The following is a 19583-nucleotide window of genomic DNA, read 5'->3' on the forward strand; positions in this document are numbered from 1 at the left end:
CTTTGTTTTGACTGAAAGCGCACTCGCGGCCGTGCCGGCTTGAAGGGCGTTGGCGTGCTCCATAACCCTCTCGAGAAGTCGATCAACACTTCGAGGAGGATGGCGTGAACGAGAGAACCGTGCCGCCGATCAGTGCTGCCGCCGCCGCATTCCTGTCGCGACCGCACCGGCCCTTCATCAACGGGCGTTTTGTCGACGGCCTCGTCGGCGACGGCCTTGCGGTCGACGATTCCGCCTCCGGCGAGATCGTGGCGCATGTGCCGGAGAGCGGCCCGGAGCTCGTCGACCAGGCGGTGCGCGCGGCACGCGCGGCACTCGAAGGGCCATGGGGCTCGATGCGGCCAGTCGACCGCCAGAACCTGATGCTGAGGCTCGCCGACGCGATTGAGGCCGACGCCGACCTTCTGGCCGAGATCGAGAGCATCGAGAACGGCAAGTCGCTGGGCGTTGCGCGCATGTTGAGCGCGGGCGGCGCCGTCGACTGGCTGCGCTACTATGCCGGCTGGGCGACCAAGATCGAAGGCTCGACCTTCCAGGTTTCTATCCCAGTGCCGCCGGGCGCGAAGCATCATGCGATGACGGTGATGGAACCGGTCGGCGTCGTCGGCGCCATAGTGCCCTGGAACTTCCCGCTTCTGATCGGCATGTGGAAGATCGCGCCGGCACTGGCCTGCGGCTGCACGATCGTGTTGAAGCCGCCGCAGGAAACGCCGCTTGGCCTGCTCAGGCTTGCCGAGCTGATCGAGGCGGTCGGCTTCCCGCCCGGCGTCGTTAACATCGTCACCGGCGGCGGATCACTCACCGGCGAAGCGCTGATCCGCCATCCCGGCATCGACAAGCTCACCTTCACCGGCTCGACGGAAGTGGGAAAACGCGTCGGCCACGCCGCGGTCGACCGTGTCGCGCGCTTCACGCTTGAGCTCGGTTCGAAATCGCCGATGATCCTGTTGTCCGACATGGAGGACGGCATCGAGCCGCTGCTGGCCGGGCTCGGCATGTTCTTCAACCAGGGCCAGGTCTGCACTTCGGCAGCGCGGCTTTTGATCGAGAAGTCGATCTATGACCGCACGCTGGCGCGGCTGGCCGAGATAGCCGACGGCATGACGATGGGCGCCGGCCGCGACGCAGAGGCGCAGATCAACCCGCTGGTGTCGGCCAAGCATCGCAACAGCGTTCAGGGCTTCGTCGAGCGCAGCCTTGCGGCAGGCGTCGAACGCTTGAGTGGCGCGCGGGCGGTTCCGGCCAAGGGACACTATGTGGCGCCGACCATCCTGCATCACGTCCGGCCCGACATGGAGATCGTGCGCGAAGAGGTGTTCGGACCGGTGGTGGCGGCAATGCCGGTCGCCGATCTCGATGAGGCTCTCCGCATTGCCAACGACACGCGCTACGGCCTGTCGGCCTCGATCTGGACCCGCGACATGGGCAAGGCGATGACCGCTATCCACGGCCTCAAGGCCGGCACGGTGTGGGTCAACTCGCACAATACGCTCGACCCCGCAGCCCCCTTCGGCGGCTTCAAGCAGTCCGGCATCGGCCGCGAGCATGGCCGTGCGGCGATCGAGGGCTACCTCGAGACCAAGACCGCCATCATGCGCTACGCCTGACCAGATGGCCGAGGTCTACGACTATATCGTTGCCGGCGCGGGATCCGCCGGCTGCACCGTGGCGAACCGGCTTGTCGCAGCGGGCAAGCGCGTACTCGTCGTCGAGGCGGGTCCGGCCGACAACACGCGCTTCATCGAGATGCCCGCCACCTTCGCCAAGGTGATCGGCACGGCGCGCAGCTGGATCTACCAGTCGGAGCCGGAGCCGAGCGTCGGCGGCCGCTCGCTGCCGATCCCGCAAGGACGCACGCTCGGAGGCGGCTCGTCGATCAACGCCATGCTCTACATAAGGGGTCAGCCGGAGGACTATGACGGCTGGCGCGATCTCGGCTGCCCGGGCTGGGGCTGGGACGACGTGCTGCCGATCTACAAGCGGCTGGAGTGCAACGAGCGGCTTGCCGGCGAACAGCACGGCACCGACGGACCGCTGCCGGTCTCCGATCCGCGCTACCGGCATCCGCTGTCGCTCGCCTTTGTGCGGGCCGCGCAGCAGGCCGGCTATCGCTTCAATGACGACTTCAACGGCGAGCGGCAGGAGGGCGTCGGGTTTTACCAGACGACGACCGCAAACGGTGAAAGGCAGTCGGCCGCGAAAGTGTTTTTGCGGCCACTTGCCGGCAATGCCAACCTCAAGGTCATCACCGATGCGCTGGTGACGGCGCTGACGCTGGAGAACGGTGCGGCCACCGGCCTGTCCTACACGACGCCGGACGGACAGAACCATACCGCATCGGCGAGGGCCGAAGTGATCCTCGCCACCGGCGCGCTCGCCACGCCAAAGCTGATGATGCTGTCCGGCCTCGGACCGGCCTCGCATCTGGCGGAGATGGGCATTCCCGTTATCCGCGACATGGCGGCGGTCGGCCAGGATCTGCAGGATCATGTCGCGGCCCCGCTCTACGCGCTGACCCGCAAGCCTGTCTCGCTGCTCGGTGAGGATCGCGGCTTCAAGGCGCTTCGGCACGGAATCGAATATCTCATGTTCCGGCGCGGTTTGCTCGCCTCCAACGTGGTCGAGAGCGGCGGTTTCTTCGACACCGATGGCGACGGCCGGCCCGACGTGCAGTTCCACGTGCTGCCGGTGATGATCGAGAGCGCCGAGCACGGCTCGATCGAACGCCATGGCATGGAGCTAAACCCGTGTGTGCTGAGACCGAAATCGCGCGGCTCGGTGCTGCTGCGCTCGCGCAATTCAAGCGATTCGATCCGCTTCACCACCGGCTTCCTGTCGCACGCCGACGATCTAGCCTTGCTGCTCGCCGGCATGAAGGTCGCGCGCGCCATCGTGCGCCAGCCGGCGCTGCGCGAGGTCGTTGCCGAGGAGCTCGCACCCGGCAATGCCGACGATCTCGGCGACGACGCGATCGTCGACCACATCATCCGCCACGCGAAGACGGTCTACCATCCCTGCGGCACCTGCCGGATGGGAACGGACGATCAGGCTGTGGTCGATCCGCAGCTTCGCGTGCGCGGTGTGCCGCGCCTGCGCGTCGCGGATGCCTCGATCATGCCCAGGCTGACCAGCGGCAACACCAACGCGCCGGCAATCATGATCGGCGATCGCTGCGCCGATTTCTTACTGGGCGAGAACTAGTGCGCCCTCCCTCCCTCTCAAGGATGGTTAGCCGCGGTAGGCGAATGGCCGTGTGGGTCGTCGCCGCGGCTCGCGCGGCGCCCGAAATGTGCGAAGGGCGATAGGATCGAACTTAATCTGCCGTCGACTCGGAATGGATCAAGCTCTCCAAGAGATCGAGCAGGTGTTCATGCCGCTTGGCGCCGTAGCGCTGCTCGATCGCTTCGTAGATGGCCACACGTTCCGGCGCCAGATCCGCGATCAGCGCGAGGCCGGCCGGGCTGATGGCGAGCAGCGCCCGGCGGCCGTAGTGCTTGACCTTGTTGAGGGAGATGAACTGCCGCTCCTCCAGCGCCTTGATGATGCGGGTGAGGCTCGGCGGCAGGATCGAGGCGCGATTGGCAAGCTCGGTCGCTTCCAGCGGCCTGGCTTCGGCAAGGACCCTCAGCACGCGCCATTGCTGGTCAGTGATGTCGTGGCGGGCAAGCATCGGCCGGAAACCCGACATTCCAGATCCATGTGAGGGTGCCCTCACAGGCCTAGACCGGGCTTGCGGCCGAAACTCCAATCGGCGCCGCCATCAGCGCGAATGACGCCCGAGACACGATTGCCAAGATGGCGCTCCAACGACGGCGTCCAAGGCACGAGCTGGAAGCCGAGCCCGTCATCGATCATGGCGAAACGGCCGGATGCGAGCGCAAAGCGCTGCTTGTAGGTGCCGGACACATATTCACCACTGCCGGAACGATTGAACGACCCGCCGGATTGGGCTGCGAGCTTGCTCCCCAGCGCGTCAAGTTCCCTTCGGCGCAGCGTGTCGATCAAACCGCCCGAAAAGACAGTTCCGCCCGGCTGCCGCTCAGCCAACCCCAGACCGACTAGATGCTCGGAGCGCCGAACAAGCGCCTGGCGCACCTCGGCGCCGAAGCCGCCATCCGAAAGAGCCGCGGCAGGACGGGCAAGCGCCTGGCGGTCGAGCCAGGTCGCCCCCTCCGCAACGACCTGACGTTCGATGGCGAGATCGGAGCGCACGGCAAGCGCCAGCCGCCGGCGTCCCTGGGCGTCGTCGAATTTGCGCAGTTCAACAACCGAGCCCGGCGCGCCGTCGCCCGCCGCCTCGAGATCGGCGAGCCGGACGTGGTGGCAGCGGCCGTCGACGCCATCGATCACCGCATAGGCGGTGCCCTTGAGTTCGTCATCCAGTCCGCGCTCGACCAGCCGGCCGATAATCTTCTCATCGACGTTCTCGGCCGCCAGCACATAGCTGGCGGTCGCGCGCTCGATATCGCGGGCCGCGAACGCGCGATGCATGCGTTTGATGATATCGCCGCGCTCACCCATCTGGCGCAGCGTTGCCTCCGCTCTGTCGCTGACAACCCACTGGCCCGGACCGAGCTGCTCGGCGAGGCCGAGGGTTTCCAGCCTGCGCAGCCGCCCGAGCTTGGGCGCGACGAATTCATCAGGCTGGCGATCGGCATGCGGCGCGAGATCGATGAGGCCATTGTCGCGCGCGTCCCGCAGCAACTGGCGATCGAGCCCGGTCCATCGCTCGGCCTCGACCTGACGCTCGACATGCCGGCGGATTTCAAGATCGGACCGGGGGCCGAGCTCCTGCGTGACGAGGTCGCTTGCGCGATCGCGCATGCCACGGCTGATGTAGTCGCGCGAGATCACCAGGTCCTGGCCGTCGTCGGCCCGGCCGCGAAGGATGACGTGGACATGCGGGTTGTCGGTGTTCCAATGATCGACCGCGATCCAGTCGAGTGACGTGCCGAGATCCTTCTGCATGCGACCCATAAGATCGCGGGTAAAGGATTTCAGGTCGGCCATCTCGACCGCATCCTCTGGCGAGACGATGAAGCGGAAATGATGCCGGTCGTCCTTGCAGCGCGCGACGAAATCGGTGGTCGACGCATCGTCGACCTCCGGTCCGAACATGCGGGCTTTCGCGTCGTCGCGTGTGACGCCCTCGCGGCGCAGATAGTTGAGGTGGGTCGCCAGCGGTGCGCCACGTTTCGAATGGCGAACCACGCGGGTCTTGATCGTGGCGACGCGGGAGCGGCCGGTAAGCAAGCGGTTGGCCTGGATGCTGGCCACCCTGCCGCGTCCGAATTGCGAGCGCTTGCCTGACCCGATCCGGCCTGACCGCGACGCGCTGCCGCCAGTCTTTTGCGCCGCCGCGAGCGCCTGGGCGATGAAGGGCCGCGACGATTGGGATCGTGTCGAGCGAATGCGGCCCGGACGGACATGGAATTCGCGCTCATCGGACACGGCTGCGCCCCACACACTGCCAAAATCGAGACAAATACAATGATTTGCATGTACGCAGCACATTGCGCCGAGGCGCTGCAATGTGCGGGAAGCGGCGAAAAACCCAGTGAATACAACCAACCGACCGCCGCACAATGTGCGCCCTTTTATCTTGCCATCCCTCGGTTGTTGCCGTAACCGTCCGGTCCCTGCACATATTTGAAGTAGTGCAATCTCGCATCATGTCGGGTTCCTTCGCTTTGTGGAGGATATTCGGATGGCGCCTCGTCGCTCCTGGGCCAAGGCCAACAGCCCCTACTGGTCGTCGCAGGTCGCGAGTTGGCTCAATAGCACTCTCAGTGCGCAGGAATTCTGCCGCCAGCGTGATCTTTCGACCAGGACATTCGAGCTGTGGACGCGCCATCTGGTGAGCGCCGAAGACCTGCGCAAACGCGCGGAAAAGCTGCAGAATTTGCGCCGGAAGAAGACCGGACGTCAGCGCAAGACGCAGCAGCCGAAGCATCCCCAGAGGCGGCCGCGCTATCGCTACGGCAAGCGCACGGACAGCGGTCCGGTCGCCCTTCGGGCGTTCTGGAGCATGCATGTCGAGGCGATGAACTGGAGCGGCATGGGGCATGCCGAATACGCCGCCGCGCTCGGTCTTTCGCGACATGCGTTGCGGATCTGGCGCGATCGCCTGGAAGAATCCGGTGACGAAATGGACTGGCGATCGCTGCTTCATCCGAGTGCCCGAGCCCAATTAAGCAGCGCTGCTAATTGCGCGCGGCGCCAATACCGCTTGACACCCGACGCGGTGGACGGGCGATCGCACCGGCGCAGCTTCACCGAAGAGCAGAAGCGGACGATCGTTGCGGAGACCGAGAGGCCCGGCGTTGTCGTGGCGCAGGTCTGCCGCCGCCATGGCATTGCCACCAGCATGGCGTTCCGCTGGCGGGAGGAGTTCGGCCTGACCGCCCGCAAGGCGCCGGAACTGGCGCTGGTCGAGATCGCCGATGGAGCAGAAAGCGAGCCGCCGGCGCTCGCCGCGTTGCGCAATCTCGTGCACCCGCCGGACGGCATGGTGGCAATCGAACTGGATGATGGGCGGCGCGTGTTTGCGCCGGCGGGCGCGTCCGCGGCTGCGGTCAAGCGGCACTTGGCCGGCAAGGAGAAGGCACCATGATGGTCGTTCCAGCGGGTGTGAAAGTGCATCTGGCATTGGGTCACACCGACATGCGCAAAGGTCTCGATGGGCTCGCCGCGCTGATCCAGGAGCATCTGAAGAAGGATCCTTTCTCGGGCCATCTGTTCGTCTTCCGCGGCAAGAATGCCTCGCTCCTGAAGATCCTTTTTTGGGACGGAACGGGACTGTGTCTGTTCACCAAGCGCATGGATCACGGACAGTTCATGTGGCCGCGCCTGGCTGAGCCTGGCGGCTCGGTGGCACTGTCGCCGGCACAACTCGCGATGCTCATCGAGGGCATCGACTGGCGTGCGCCGGAACGCTTCTGGCGACCGATGCTGGCGGGCTGAAACCGGCACTTCTATTGTCGCGAAGAAGCCCGGAATCCTTGGGTTCCTGTGCTGTTTGTGATAGAATCGATTATGTTGGTCGATCTCCAAAACCTGCCATCCGATCCAGCACTTCTTCAACGCCTCGTGCGCGACATGGCGGCTGCGGTCGAGAGCCGCGACGGCGAGATCGAGCGGCTTCAGTCGATCATCAAAAAGCTCCAGCGGGCGCAGTTCGGCCGCAGCTCGGAGCGGCTCGATCCCGATCAGCTTGCACTTGCGTTGGAAGAACTCGACGCTGACATCGCACGCATCCAGGAGAGCCGTCAGTTCGTCAGCAAGCCGTCGACTGAGCGGCCGTCGCGTCGCAAGCCGCTGCCCGATCATCTGCCGCGCGAGGATGTTCTGGTCGATGTCGACAGCATGATCTGCGCGTGCTGCGGCAGCGCGCTGCATGCCATCGGCGAAAGCGTCAGCGAGACGCTGGATTGGGTTCCAGCGCAGCTTCGCGTGATCAGGACGACGCGGCCAAAATATGCCTGCCGGGTCTGCGAGACGGTGATGCAGGCACCGGCGCCGGAGCGGGCGATCGCTGGCGGTCTGGCGACGCCGGCGTTGCTGGCGCAGGTGCTGGTCAGCAAATATTGCGATCACACGCCGCTCTATCGGCAGTCGCAGATCTTCGCTCGCAATGGCGTCGAGCTCCCGCGTTCGACACTCGCGGGCTGGGTCGGCGGCGCCTGCTGGTGGCTGGAAGCCCTGCACGAGCGGCTCGCCAAAAGCGTCTTCGCCTCGAGCCATCTTTTTGCTGATGACACGCCGGTACCGGTGCTCGATCCTGGCCGCGGACGCACCAAGACGGGAAGGCTGTGGGTATACGCCCGCGAGCAGAGGACATGGGGCGGACCGGAGCCGCCGGCCGCCGTCTATCTGTTTGCGCCGGACCGCAAAGCCGATCGTCCCGTCTCGCATCTCGAGCGCTTCAAGGGCGTTCTGCATGTCGATGGCTATGCCGGATTCGAGCGTCTTACCGGCAAGGGAGATATCGTTCTGGCCGCCTGCTGGAGCCATACACGGTGCAAGTTTTACGACGTGGCGCATGCGACCAACGCGCCGATCGCGGTGGAAGCCTTGCGACGGATCGGCGAACTCTATGCCGTCGAGGCGGATGTTCGCGGCCAATCGCCGGGGCATCGGCTTGCAGCCAGGCGCAGCCACTCCAAACCAATCGTCGACGCCATGCGGGTCTGGCTCGAAGCACAGCTGCCGTTGTTGCCGGGTCGCAGTTCCCTCGCCGAAGCCGCCCGCTATGCGCTCTCGCGCTGGGGCGGCCTGACCCGCTTCCTGCACGACGGCCGCATCGAGCTCGACACCAACCCGGTCGAGCGCGCGATCAGACCTGTCGCGCTCGGCCGCAAGAACCACCTCTTCGCCGGCAGTGACGGTGGTGGGCACCGATGGGCGGTGCTGTGCTCTTTGATCGAAACCTGCAAGCTCAACGACGTCGAGCCGCATGCCTGGCTGCGCGACGTACTCATCCGCATGGTCGACGGTCACCCGGTAAACCGGCTCGATGAACTCCTGCCCTGGGCTTGGAAAGTCGGAAATCCTGTCAAGAGCTGAGCGACGTGCAAGCACCGGACGCTTACTTGTTGCCTCGTGCCCTCCCCCATTCGGACGCCCTGACGTCCAGGAGAACGCCAGGACACGATTTGCAAATTTCGCCATCATCGCGACGGGGTTCCGGCTTCGGACGCGGGGAAGAGCTCACGGGCGTGCATACCGGCCGCGAACAGATCGCGCACCGAAAGTGTCGGCGGCACCGCGCCGGATGCGGCTTTGCCGGACGCGAGATCGGATAAGGCCTCAGAAGCCTCCCGCCCTATGAACAGCGGCGCGACCTTCCAAGTGACGGCCCTTGCTTGGCCGGCGGTGAGCAAGCCGGGCGCATCATCGCCGCCCCAGAAAGGGCGAAGCTTCGCAACATAGGCCCGGGTCTCAGCCGGCAGCGGAAGGCCCTTCAAGGAGGCTTCGTAACGTCCTGGCCCGGCATTGTAGGCGGCCAGGAAACCCGGTGAACCGTATCGATCATACAACTCGCGAAGATAGGCCGTCCCGGCAAGGATGTTGTCGCGTGGATCATAGGGATCGCGGCCGAGCTGATGACGAAGGCGCAGCTCGGCCCAAGTCGCGGGCATGATCTGCATCAAGCCCACGGCCCCCTTTCGTGACACGGCGCGTGGGTCGTGGGCGCTTTCGAGGAGCATGATTGCCCGTATCCAGCGCTGAGGAATGCGATAGCGATGCGATGCCTCGGCGATATCCACGGCATAAGGATCGTCCGCGGATTTGCGGGAGACCTGCGCCGATTGCGCGACGGCCCCCGTCATTGCGTGACAGAAGATCAGCATGCCGGCGACAAAGCGAAGGGCCTCACGCCGACCAGCCAACCAACCGACAGGCCGGCTTTCGTCCGCATCTTTCGGCGCCGATGGCTCCCTCATCGCGCACGCGCCTGCCGCGATTTCGGCCGCATCCAGCGCAGCGACCAGGAGCCGTCATCGGAGCGGAAGAGACTGGAGCGAAAACGCCGAGCAAACAGCGGATCCTCCAATCGGCAGGAAAGGTATTCGCCAGCCGTCTGCCCGGTTTCCTTCCAGGCCGCGCCGACTTCGGGGCCGCTGCCATCGCCGATGTGGATGCGAAAATCCGGCGCCTTGTTGTCCGACGTTCCGGTCGGGACAAGCACCAGCTCGACATCGACGAGCAGCGTTTGAATGCGTCCCGAATAGCCAGTTTCTGTTTTCTGCAACACGCCGATCTCGGCCATGGAATGCCTCCTTCTTTCTGTTGACTGGGCTGAATTTCAATTCACGGGAGCGAGCCAGGTGTGATGGCCATCGCCTCTCTCGTCGGTCCAAAGCGGTAGCGCGCGTCCGACGATCGAGCTCGCCGGGAACGGGCCGAAATAGCGGCCGTCGAGACTGTCTGGGACCTTTGGATTCATGACGAAGATTTCGGCGGCGGCGATGATGCGGCAGCCCTGCCAGTCAGGCAGCACGCGCCCCTTGCGGTCGCGCTCCAGTGCGGCACCGACCGCAATCCCGTCGACGGTGATGACGCGATCGACGCGGCAGACTAGCTGCCCGGGAAGCCCTTCGATGTGCTTCAGCATCGGCACACCGCGCGGAAGGTAATCGCGCTCGGCGGCGAACCGGGCGACTGTCTCCGGTGGCTCGATGACGGCGAGCCCGCCAGCCGTAGGCACGGCCATTTTTCCGATCGCGTAGAGCCCGATCGGCGCACTGGCCGACGCGTTCCATAGCAGCAGCGGCGGCATCCCCACGGCAGCCGGAGCGACCGTCGCGACGACGGCCGCGAGCGCCGCGACTATACAAGCGGCGCGGCTCATGATGTCGCTCGCTTGCGCAACAGAAAGGCCCGGTGCTGCTCGAGTGAATAGGCTCGCGGTGTTCCGCCGGCAACCAGGCGGTTGTGGGCCTGACGCCAATGGTCCGGTGCGGCCTCGACCGGATCGAAGCCTATCCTCTCGATCGCGTCGATCAGTTTGAGAACCCGCTCGACCTTGTCCCAGCCTGCGATCTTGAGCAGGATCTCGCCGCCTGGCCGGATGTGAGGCAGCGTCTGATATGATTCACCGGGCAAGACGGCACGCACGATGTCGATGCGCGAAGCGATGGTGCCAAAGTCATTCGCCACCCAGCGCACGAAGGCAAAAATGCTGCCCGGCACAAATCCTAGGACGCGGCGCCGCTGGTCGATGATCGTCTGATCGGCAGGACGTCCGAAGCGGATGCGGTGCTCGATCCGCTTCTCGATCCAGATCAGTTCGACCGTCGTGAGGTCGCCGCGCGGCGTCGATTGGGAAGACGGCGTCATGTGCCGCCTCCTTCGCGCGCCCCAACGCACCGCCGCTTCTGCCCCCCACCCCCAGTCCGCGGTTTGCGCGCAAGACTGTTAGATTGAGAGTTAGACTCTAAGTTAAGAGCGCAATTTTCCGTTTCGGACCCGTCCCTTAAGGCCGATAGCGGTTCCCGAAAGCACGAGGATGCGGTTCCCGATGGCACGATAGTTCGGGTTCCCGATGGCACGAGCCTGTCAACAGGCGTGGGCGCCGGTTCGAAAGCCAACAACACACGGCCGCTGGCTTCGACTTCCGTAAACAGCAGATATCCCGGCAATGGCTGGCGACGCACGATGTCACGCAACTCGAAGGCGAAGCGCTTGAGCGGTGAAAGGCTGCCGGACTTCCGATGCAGGTGCCGGATGTCGAAACGCCAACCGGCGCGCTGGCGTCCGCCATGCTTGCGCACCAGCCGATAGAGCCAACGCTCCAAACCGCCCGTCAGCCCGAAATAGGCGCGGTCTATGGTCAAGATCAGCGCGTCGTCCATGATGGCGCGATAGAACCAATCAGGCAGGACCAGTTCGACGCCCAGCGGGCACCCGTTTCGACCGGATCGTTCCTGCCATTCATTGATCCACGAGAAGCGGTGGCGCCGACCTTCCGCGGGCTGGCGAATGGAGGTGACGACGCTTGTCGACTGCAGGCGGTCGAGCGCCGCCTTGAGGCGCTGGTAGTCTCGCTTAGAGACGCCGCGGCCGATGAAAGTGAGCATTTCATATGGCGTCGCGGCCATCAGGCGCGACGTGCGCAATCCGGCGTCCCGCGCATTGACTATCTGGCTCGCCGCCCAGATCAGGATATCGGCATCCCAGATCGTCGCCATACCGTGATCGGGCATCGCTTCGACACGGATAGCCACATCGCCGGCGCGAAAGTCGATCGGCGCGATGCGCCTGGATTTGGCGAGGGAGAAGAAGGGATAGGCCATGAGGTCCTGCGCATCGCGTGGCGCGACAATGCCGGGCAGCGCCTGAAACAGGTCGAGCTGTTCGCGCTCCATTGGTGGGCGTGGTCGTGCCGACATGGGGGGAATCAGCGAGCTCAGCGCCGTTCGCGCCCGGCATAGGCGATCAAGCGGGCGGCCTGAGGCTTGGCGGGCAGCACCGAGCCTTGCGGGTCGGATGTCGATGTCATGGCGCCGCGCTGCACCCAGGCCTGAAGGTCGTCGACGGTGTAGACGACGCGGCCGCCGAGTTTGCGATAGGCAGGCCCGGTGCCGTAGGTGCGATGTTTCTCCAGCGTGCGCGCCGAGAGACTGAGGAAATGCGCAGCTTCCGAAGTGCGCAGGTAGCGCGGCGGCAGTGGCGCGGCGTCGGCGTTCATGAGGTGTCTCCTTCCGGCCGTTGCGGTTGAACGGCGATCGATGGCCAGGATGGAGGAGCGAGGGGATGGTGATCAGGTGCGCAATTGAGGGGCGCTATTTCGCACCGCTGACGGTCTTCCGGATTGGTGCCATCGCGGGCAAGCAACGCGTCCGATGAAAGGACGCCCGTCATGGCGGCCGGCGGGCCGGAGGGCTTCCGCGATCACCGGCGGAAGACACCTCGCCCGGTACCGGGCGAGGCGTTGGCCGATTCACTCGCCGTTGCGGCGGCTGGGGCGGGACCAGATGAGGCTATGGGCCTCGCCTTCCTCGTCGGCGAAGAGGTTGGCGTAGATCGGAGCGGTGAAGCTCGGATCGTCCAGCTTGAGCCCGAGATAGTCGCGGCCCTCGTTGGAGCGCTTGGACCAGGCGGCGCCGATTTCGGCCTTGCCGACCACGATGCGGTGGCTTGGAGCGTTCTCGCCGCTGGCCCGGGTGTCGGGAATGATGCGCACGCCTTTGGCCTGGACGCTGAGGGTGACGATCTCGCCGGTGAACTCGTTCGCATTGGTCTTCTTGAAAGTGCCGATGGTAGCCATTTTCAGTCTCCGTCTTCTTCGTTTCCGAGCCCGCACCATGCGACCTCGATGGCGATCGTGAGGCCGAAGGCGACTGCCGCCGCATCGCTTGCGACCGCAGCAAAGCGGAGGATGGCGCAGGCGCCGCGTTTCTTGTTTCGCGAGGAATGGGCTTTGCCCAGGGGAAGAAACGCGCGACGCGCCGTTGCGGCATAGGCGGTCGAGGCTTCAGCCTTCCTCCGGCCAGATCAGCCCGTTCGAGAGGTCGTTGGTCCACTCTACGAAATGAGAGACGGAGGCAATGGCGGCATGCGGGACAAACAAAGATCAAGCGGACTGTTTCGCTGGCGGATTTCGTGACACGGTCTCGGCATGTAATGCATCGCCTCTTTCCCTCCAGACTAAGCGCACGCTTACTTGGAGCGGCTTGATGCTGGATCGAGATACCTTCGCCGGCGTGGCAGCGTCGACGTGTCGTGCTACGGGCGTAAGGCTATTTGGATCGCCCTTTCCGCAGATCTATGATGACGTTTATTGGTCACCGTTGGGAATCGGCGACGAAAGAAGCTTTTGGATGGTGCCTTTTTCGCCGCGCGACGTTGAATGATGAATTTCTCATTTTGGGGTCGTTTGCGGACTGTCCGTTTTCGGGATGGCGAGACTGGAAAGCGGCCGACGCCTCCAGCGCATTGCGGACCGCTCTGGCCGGCTGGACAGGTTCTTGTTCAGGGTGCAGAAACGAAAAATTTGGTAGAAAACGCCCTCTCCATCACATCCAAGAAAGCGCGAACCTTCGCGCCGATAAGACGTCGCGAACTTTGGAGCGCCCAGATTTCGACAGGCGGACCGGCATGGGTTCCCCAACAAACAAGTCGGCCCGCCTCGATATCGCCTGCGACAAGAAGCTTCGGAAGCAATGCCGCGCCCGCGCCTGCAAGAACGGCATCGCGCACCATCAGCAGAGACGAGAAGCGCAGGATCGGCTGGGGCTTGAAAAGGATTTCGCCCTCAAAATCGGATTTCATGCGCCAAACGACGTTCAGCGAAGTTGCGCTCAGCAAGACCGCCTTTACAGCAGTCGGTGCACCGCCCGGCGCCGGCTGAGGGCGTGGCATGTCCGGTGATGCAACGATCAGGCGCTCGTCATTGAGAAAACGGCGGCCGATGAGCCGTTCATCCGGTGAAGGATCGATCCGGATAACCAGGTCGTAGCCATCCTCGACCGGATCGACCTTGCGATCCTCGGCAACAATCTCAAGCTTGACCTCTGGATAGGCGAGAGCGAAACGGGTGCCGATCGTGGGAAGCGCCACATGCGCGAAGACCATGGGAGCGCTCACCCTGAGCCTGCCCCGGGGCATGGACGAGCCCAGGACGATCGCCTCCCCGGCTTCCGCGATTTCCGACAGCAATCCATCCGTACGATCGTGCAGCGCTCGCCCTTCTTCCGTCAGTCGCAGACTTCGGGATCCACGCTCGATCAGTCTCACACCAAGGCTCTGTTCGAGTTCGCTGACATGGCGCGACAATGTCGCCTTGGATCGTCCGGAAATGCGACCAGCTCGACCGAAACCGCCATGAGCGGCAACGAGATTGAAATCCACCAGCGCTTCCAGGTCCATTCTTTGTTCCAATAATGAGACATGTCGTTTCAATCATGCCATCTTCCGATCAATCTTGGAACGGTTATCTTTCTCTAGAAGCAACCCAGAAATAAGGAGTTTTTCACAATGGCTATTTTGGTGACCGGCAGCACCGGCAGGATCGGGTCCCAGGTCCTGGCCCACCTGCAGGGGCGCAACCTCGAGGTTCGCGCCCTGACGCGCTCTCCTGAGACGGCGCAGCTTCCCGCTGGCGTAAAGGCGGTCCGGGGTGACCTCGCCGATCCGGATTCGGTCCGCTTGGCACTGCAGGGCGTCAGCACGCTGTTCCTGCTCACCCCGAATGTCGCCGACGAACTGACACAGGCGATGCTGACTCTGACAATCGCCCGCGAGTCCGGCATCAAAGGCATTGTCTATCTCTCGGTGTTCGGTGGCGACGCCTATGCCGACGTGCCGCATTTTGCGGGCAAATACACGGTCGAGCGAATGATCGAGGCGCTCGACCTGCCCGCGACGATCCTGCGTCCCGCCTACTTCATCCAGAACGATCTTCGTCAGAAGGATGGACTGCTGAAGACAGGCATTTATGGCTCGCCGATCGGCAAGAAAGGCGTCTCGATGGTCGACATCCGCGACATCGGCGAGGCCGCCGCAATCGAGCTCGTTCGCCGTGAGCAGGCCGCGACACCGCTCGGCCGCGAGACCTACGCCCTCGTTGGTCCGGACAGCCTGACCGGCGAGGGTATCGCCACCATCTGGAGCGAAGCGCTCGGCCGCGCGATCCGCCATGGCGGCGACGATCTCGTCGTCATGGAGCAGCGCACGAAGACCATGCTGCCGGCCTGGCATGCGCTCGACCTGCGCCTGATGTTCAGCCGCTATCAGACCGAAGGCGCGGTGGCGACCGCTGACGACATCGAGCGCTTGACCAAACTGCTCGGCCACGCGCCCCGCTCCTATGCCGCTTTTGCTAGGGATGCCGCGATCCAGTGGGCGAAAGGCTGAGCCCGCACCTTACCCCCCAACAAAGGCGACCTGCCATGATGACGATCCAATCCCTCTCGCCTCAAGACGCTCCAGCGGTGGCCGCGATGCGACAGGCCGCCTCGGCCCATAAGGGTGAGAAACTCGGGCCCGAGGCGCGGCCGATGTTCGACGCCATGTTTGCCGCAACACCATCCGCCACGGATGTGCGGGTTGAACCCGCGACGGTCGGCGGCATTGCGGGCTTCTGGCTTCGAGTGCCGGGCGCACCGCCGGGCGCGCGCATTATCTATATTCACGGTGGCGGGTATGTACTCGGCTCAGCCGAGGCGTTCACCCACTTCGCGGGCCAGATCGCCGCACGCGTTGGCGCCGATACCTTCGTCCCCGATTACCGGCTTGCGCCCGTGCACCCGTTCCCGGCAGCGATCGATGATGCCGTTGCCGCCTATCGCGGTCTCGTTGCGGACGGTGCCGAACGGATCGTGATTGTAGGTGACTCTGCCGGTGGCGGTCTGACGCTGTCGCTGCTGTCGACCATCGCTGCCGACAAGACGAAGGGCATGGTGCAGCCGGTCGGGGCGGCTGTGATGTCGCCTTGGACCGACCTTGCGCTCACCGGCGACAGCTTCGAGACGAGAGCGAAGGCAGACCCGATCTTCACGCGCGGTGTACTCCAGGCCTTCGCGGACATGTATCTTCAAGGCCAGGATGCCACGAACCCCACGGCCTCGCCGCTCTACGCGGAACTCAACAGCCTGCCGCCGATCCGTATCGATGTGGGAGACGACGAATTGTTGCTCATGGACTCCATCCGCTACGCCGACCGGGCGAAGGCGGCAGGAGTGGAGGTCACGCTGTCGGTTTGGCAGGGCATGCCACATGTGTTCCAGTCCTCCATCGGCCACTTTCTCGCAGCCGAGCGGTCGGTGGACGCCATCGGTGACTTCCTCCGGCAGCGGCTCATCGATGCTTCCCCGTCCATCAGCAAACCTTCGGAGACTTGAAATGAAAATTCTGGTATTGGGCGCCACAGGCGCAACCGGCAGGCTGATTGTCGCCAAGGCCCTCGCAGAGGGACACGACGTCGTGGCCCTCGTTCGCTCCAAGGCAAAGGCCGGGGACCTCGCCGGCGCCGAACTCATCGAAGGCGACGCCCGCGATGCCGCAGCGCTAACGAGGGCCATCGCGGGTTGTGATGCCGTCGTCAGTTCATTGGGCACTGCCATGAGCCCGTTCCGCGAGGTGACCCTGCTCTCGACAGCGACGCGCGCGCTGGTCGGCGTCATGGACCGGCAGAACATCCGTCGGCTGGTCTGCATCACTGGCCTCGGCGCCGGCGACAGCCGCGGCCATGGCGGCTTCTTCTTCGACCGGCTGTTCCTGCCCTTGATGCTGCGGAAGGTCTATGAAGACAAGGATCGCCAGGAAGATGCCATCCGGGCCAGCACGCTCGACTGGACCATCGTTCGACCGATGGTCCTCAACGACAAGCCAGCGTGCGGTCGCATCAAGGCGTTGACCGAACTGTCTGGCGTACATGGCGGGACGATCTCGCGAGCGGATGTCGCGGATTTCGTCGTTCAACAACTCACTGCGGATACGTGGCTGCGCAAATCGCCACTGATCAGTTGGTGAAAGTCACCGCGAGTGTCTTCATTGTCGCCGAACGACATACCACCACTTTCGGAATCCCGTAACTTCCTGGAGAATTTCAATGACGCGAATACTGTTTGTCGGCCAGAAACCTGAAACCGTCGACTTCTCGGACCCGTCCTTGCCCCCCGGCTTTAATGCCGAAAAGATCAACGCTGGGATCGCTTTGGGCGTGGCGAAGATTGAGGAACGGGGTTGGCGGGGCGATACCTGCATGATCACGCCCGATGCCGCCGGATTTGCTGACCTCAAAAGAGCGCTGGGCGATGCTGCGTATGATTGCGTTGTGATCGGAGGCGGCCTTAGGCTGCCGCCCAAGGGCCTACCGCTGTTCGAAAGCGTGGTCAACATCATCCACAAGGCAGCGCCGGACGCTGCGATAGCCTTCAACACGAGACCCGAGGACACCGCAGATGCCGCCGCCCGTCAGCTCCCCAGGGGTTGACGGGCAGCGCATCGGCTGATCCTTGATCGTCTGTGAGCGGGGCAGACGGTGGCGGACCAAGGCGTCTAAGCCGGCGAGTCGTATGTGCCGGGGCTGTTGGGCGTGGCGCGCCACTCGGGTTGACGTTCGGGGTTCGCCTCGGCAAGCGCGCTGCGGACGCCCTGGAAGCCATAGTCCTTGAGATAGCCCGGTGAGCCCGGCTGCTGACGCCAGGATTCCGCGATAGTGCCGGCGTCCACTGCGTCGAAGCCGATCCCGTCGATCAGAGCCATGGCCTTGGACTTGGTCTGGACGTCATCGCCCGCCACCGCCAGAGCGATACGGTCCGCGGAGCCCGCAGGCTTGGCGCCCGGTTGGAGATGGGTCGCTTCTATCGTGTTGAAGGCTTTGATCACCGGACGCCCAAGGTGCTGCTCGACCCATTCGCTTTCGGTGTTCGCGTCCTCAATTCCGTCCAGACGACCGTCGCGCTGTTGTGGATAGTAGTTGGTCGTGTCGATGACGACGACGTCGGCGGGCGTGGACGCGAACAGTTCGCGGGGCAGACTAGGGATTTTGTTTGTAGGAACGGCGACCACCACGACCTCCTGGCCGCGGACAGCATCTTCAATCGCAGCGGCCCGCGCCCCGGTTTCCGCCGACAGGTCTGCCAAAGACCCTGGTCCGCGCGAATTGGAGATCGTGACTTCGTGCCCTGCGGCCCGGAAGAGGCGGGTGAGTGCGCTGCCGATATTGCCAGCGCCAACAATGCCGATTTTCATGGTTGTGCCTTTCGAAGATGTGGGGGAGGAGAATGCTGACAAGGTATATGGACCCTAGCATTCGATCGATAAATGGGGTCATGAAACCGGCTCTCCCAACCAGGAGTGTGGAATGGATCGTCTCGCCAGCATGACCGCATTCGTGAAGGCGGCAGAAAGCGGCTCCTTTGCAACGGCGGCATCGGCGCTCGGCATCTCGCCGCAGATGGTGGCCAAGCACATCACCTATTTGGAGGCACGCTTGGGGGCACGCCTGCTCAACCGCACAACCCGAAAGCAAAGTCTGACGGTGATCGGCAAGTCCTATTACGATCGCTGCAAGGTGGCGCTGGCCGAAGTTGATTGGGCGGATGCAATTGCTGATGAGGCCAGGGGCAAGCCGCGAGGGCTCTTGCGCGTCAACGCGCCGGTTTCATTCGGGGCTCACTGCGTGACCCCTGTGGTATCACGCTATTTGAGCAGCCATCCCAGTGTCGATGTCGACCTGGTTCTCAACGACCGCTTTGTCGACCTTATCGACGACGGGTTTGAGGCGGTGTTCCGGATCGGTCCTCTCGGAGAATCCAACCTCGGGGCGATCGAGCTCGCACCCTTTCAGACTATCGCCTGCGGGTCGCCTGCATACCTAAAAGAGCGAGGGATGCCATCGACTGTATCGGATCTGGCCAATCATGAATGCCTGCTCTTCGGCAACTGGCCCGAACCAACGTTCAGCGACTGGCTCTTTGTGCGGGACGGTCTCACCTCAAAGGCCATGGTCCACGGCCGTCTCAAGGTCAACAACCCCGCTTCGTTGCTGGAGGCGGCGCTCGCAGGTTTCGGCTTGGCGCTCATCGGGGAAGAGTCGGTGCGCGCGCACCTCGCGACCGGGCGGCTCGTCCGAGTGTTGCCGAACTACGAAACGCCTCCGCGTCCCATTCATCTGCTGTTCCACCCTGATCGGCGACAAACGCCGAAACTGAAGAGCTTCATCGAAATGGTGGTCGAACAGCTAGGATGTGGCGAAGCAGCTGGCCACGGACAACAGCCCTAGCCAGCACGGCGATTGCGCATGGGCTTCGATTGCAAGCAATGGGTGCCCTGCCTGCCATTACATCCATTGCAACGCTCCGGTACGTGGGTGCGGGAATGCTTCCGCACAATAGAAATCTCCCGAGTCTTCAGATTTCCTTTCTTACTTGGCACGATGTACGGAAAACGACCGTTGTCCATACAGTCCGCGAAGGGAACCAAGCAAAACGGCATTTTCGGGTGTTTGGTGTACGGAAACTGCGGGTGGATTCCTATTGTGCGGATAACGCTCCACTAGGACGTAGTGACGATTTAACGGGTTGGGATTCCCAAGGAAGGGCAAATCAGATTCAACGCTGATTTTTGGAGGT

Annotated in this window: 21 protein-coding genes; 10 read left to right on the forward strand and 11 right to left on the reverse strand. The window is 63.8% G+C overall.

Annotated features, from left to right (window positions below; translation table 11 throughout):
* Nucleotides 1–104 precede the first annotated feature (104 nt).
* Both FJW08_RS27875 and FJW08_RS27880 read left to right on the forward strand, forming a co-directional pair.
* Entirely contained in the window at nt 105–1607 is a 1503-nt protein-coding gene (locus FJW08_RS27875; protein WP_140813121.1) for an aldehyde dehydrogenase family protein, read from the forward strand.
* A gap of 4 nt (nt 1608–1611) precedes the next feature.
* Nucleotides 1612–3201, forward strand: coding sequence for a GMC family oxidoreductase N-terminal domain-containing protein (locus tag FJW08_RS27880; RefSeq protein ID WP_140813122.1), 1590 nt, complete (start codon nt 1612–1614; stop codon nt 3199–3201).
* A gap of 112 nt (nt 3202–3313) precedes the next feature.
* Here the strand turns inward: FJW08_RS27880 and hpaR are convergent, their stop codons facing one another.
* Both hpaR and FJW08_RS27890 read right to left on the reverse strand, forming a co-directional pair.
* On the reverse strand, nt 3314–3688 hold the full coding sequence (hpaR, locus tag FJW08_RS27885) for a homoprotocatechuate degradation operon regulator HpaR (protein WP_140813123.1): 375 nt from the start codon (nt 3686–3688) through the stop codon (nt 3314–3316).
* A 23-nt stretch (nt 3689–3711) separates the two neighbouring features.
* A complete protein-coding gene (locus FJW08_RS27890; RefSeq protein WP_181183073.1) occupies nt 3712–5451 on the reverse strand; it encodes a VirD2 family relaxase/mobilization nuclease in 1740 nt (579 codons plus the stop codon).
* Nucleotides 5452–5857: 406 nt separating this feature from the next.
* Here FJW08_RS27890 and FJW08_RS32755 point away from each other — a divergent pair, with 406 nt between their 5' ends.
* The 3 genes from FJW08_RS32755 (at nt 5858) to FJW08_RS27905 (ending at nt 8565) form a co-directional block, all read left to right on the forward strand.
* The gene (locus tag FJW08_RS32755; protein WP_246682616.1) at nt 5858–6613 is read left to right on the forward strand and encodes a transposase; all 756 of its coding nucleotides are present in this window, start codon (nt 5858–5860) and stop codon (nt 6611–6613) included.
* Entirely contained in the window at nt 6610–6963 is a 354-nt protein-coding gene (gene tnpB / locus FJW08_RS27900; RefSeq protein WP_140813125.1) for an IS66 family insertion sequence element accessory protein TnpB, read from the forward strand. Before FJW08_RS32755 ends, tnpB begins: the two co-directional genes overlap by 4 nt.
* 72 nt (nt 6964–7035) lie before the next feature.
* On the forward strand, nt 7036–8565 hold the full coding sequence (locus FJW08_RS27905; protein WP_140813126.1) for an IS66 family transposase: 1530 nt from the start codon (nt 7036–7038) through the stop codon (nt 8563–8565).
* 104 nt (nt 8566–8669) lie between these two features.
* Here FJW08_RS27905 and FJW08_RS27910 read toward each other — a convergent pair whose 3' ends face one another.
* From FJW08_RS27910 to FJW08_RS27945, 8 genes are all read right to left on the reverse strand, one after another.
* A complete protein-coding gene (locus tag FJW08_RS27910; protein WP_246682620.1) occupies nt 8670–9332 on the reverse strand; it encodes a lytic transglycosylase domain-containing protein in 663 nt (220 codons plus the stop codon).
* A 110-nt stretch (nt 9333–9442) separates the two neighbouring features.
* Nucleotides 9443–9772, reverse strand: coding sequence for a DUF736 domain-containing protein (locus FJW08_RS27915; protein WP_140813128.1), 330 nt, complete (start codon nt 9770–9772; stop codon nt 9443–9445).
* 36 nt (nt 9773–9808) lie between these two features.
* Nucleotides 9809–10354: a S26 family signal peptidase gene (locus FJW08_RS27920; protein WP_140765911.1), complete on the reverse strand. Its 546-nt coding sequence runs from the start codon at nt 10352–10354 to the stop codon at nt 9809–9811.
* Nucleotides 10351–10842: a DUF2840 domain-containing protein gene (locus FJW08_RS27925; RefSeq protein WP_140813129.1), complete on the reverse strand. Its 492-nt coding sequence runs from the start codon at nt 10840–10842 to the stop codon at nt 10351–10353. The genes FJW08_RS27920 and FJW08_RS27925 overlap by 4 nt, the downstream gene beginning before the upstream one ends.
* Nucleotides 10839–11894, reverse strand: coding sequence for a replication initiator protein A (locus FJW08_RS27930; protein WP_140813130.1), 1056 nt, complete (start codon nt 11892–11894; stop codon nt 10839–10841). Before FJW08_RS27930 ends, FJW08_RS27925 begins: the two co-directional genes overlap by 4 nt.
* A gap of 17 nt (nt 11895–11911) precedes the next feature.
* Complete coding sequence (locus tag FJW08_RS27935; protein ID WP_140813131.1) at nt 11912–12193, reverse strand: helix-turn-helix domain-containing protein; 282 nt, start codon at nt 12191–12193, stop codon at nt 11912–11914.
* Nucleotides 12194–12445: 252 nt separating this feature from the next.
* Nucleotides 12446–12772, reverse strand: a complete 327-nt coding sequence (locus FJW08_RS27940) for a DUF736 domain-containing protein (protein ID WP_140812991.1) — start codon at nt 12770–12772, stop codon at nt 12446–12448.
* Nucleotides 12773–13476: 704 nt separating this feature from the next.
* The gene (locus FJW08_RS27945) at nt 13477–14373 is read right to left on the reverse strand and encodes a LysR family transcriptional regulator (protein WP_140813132.1); all 897 of its coding nucleotides are present in this window, start codon (nt 14371–14373) and stop codon (nt 13477–13479) included.
* 108 nt (nt 14374–14481) lie between these two features.
* Between FJW08_RS27945 and FJW08_RS27950 the strand changes: the two genes are divergently transcribed.
* The 4 genes from FJW08_RS27950 (at nt 14482) to FJW08_RS27965 (ending at nt 17440) form a co-directional block, all read left to right on the forward strand.
* Nucleotides 14482–15360 (forward strand): NmrA/HSCARG family protein, encoded by an 879-nt coding sequence (locus FJW08_RS27950; protein ID WP_140813133.1) that lies wholly within the window; start codon nt 14482–14484, stop codon nt 15358–15360.
* A 35-nt stretch (nt 15361–15395) separates the two neighbouring features.
* A complete protein-coding gene (locus tag FJW08_RS27955) occupies nt 15396–16346 on the forward strand; it encodes an alpha/beta hydrolase (RefSeq protein WP_140813134.1) in 951 nt (316 codons plus the stop codon).
* 1 nt (nt 16347) lies between these two features.
* Nucleotides 16348–16977 (forward strand): SDR family oxidoreductase, encoded by a 630-nt coding sequence (locus FJW08_RS27960; RefSeq protein WP_140813135.1) that lies wholly within the window; start codon nt 16348–16350, stop codon nt 16975–16977.
* Nucleotides 16978–17056: 79 nt separating this feature from the next.
* Complete coding sequence (locus tag FJW08_RS27965; protein WP_140813136.1) at nt 17057–17440, forward strand: hypothetical protein; 384 nt, start codon at nt 17057–17059, stop codon at nt 17438–17440.
* A gap of 65 nt (nt 17441–17505) precedes the next feature.
* Here FJW08_RS27965 and FJW08_RS27970 read toward each other — a convergent pair whose 3' ends face one another.
* Entirely contained in the window at nt 17506–18201 is a 696-nt protein-coding gene (locus tag FJW08_RS27970) for an NADPH-dependent F420 reductase (protein WP_140813137.1), read from the reverse strand.
* Between the two features lie 112 nt (nt 18202–18313).
* On the opposite strand from FJW08_RS27970, the gene FJW08_RS27975 reads away from it, so the two are divergent.
* Complete coding sequence (locus FJW08_RS27975) at nt 18314–19234, forward strand: LysR family transcriptional regulator (RefSeq protein ID WP_140813138.1); 921 nt, start codon at nt 18314–18316, stop codon at nt 19232–19234.
* Nucleotides 19235–19583 lie beyond the last annotated feature (349 nt).

This window comes from Mesorhizobium sp. B3-2-1 (genome assembly GCF_006439515.1).
Classification (GTDB): Bacteria; Pseudomonadota; Alphaproteobacteria; order Rhizobiales; family Rhizobiaceae; genus Mesorhizobium.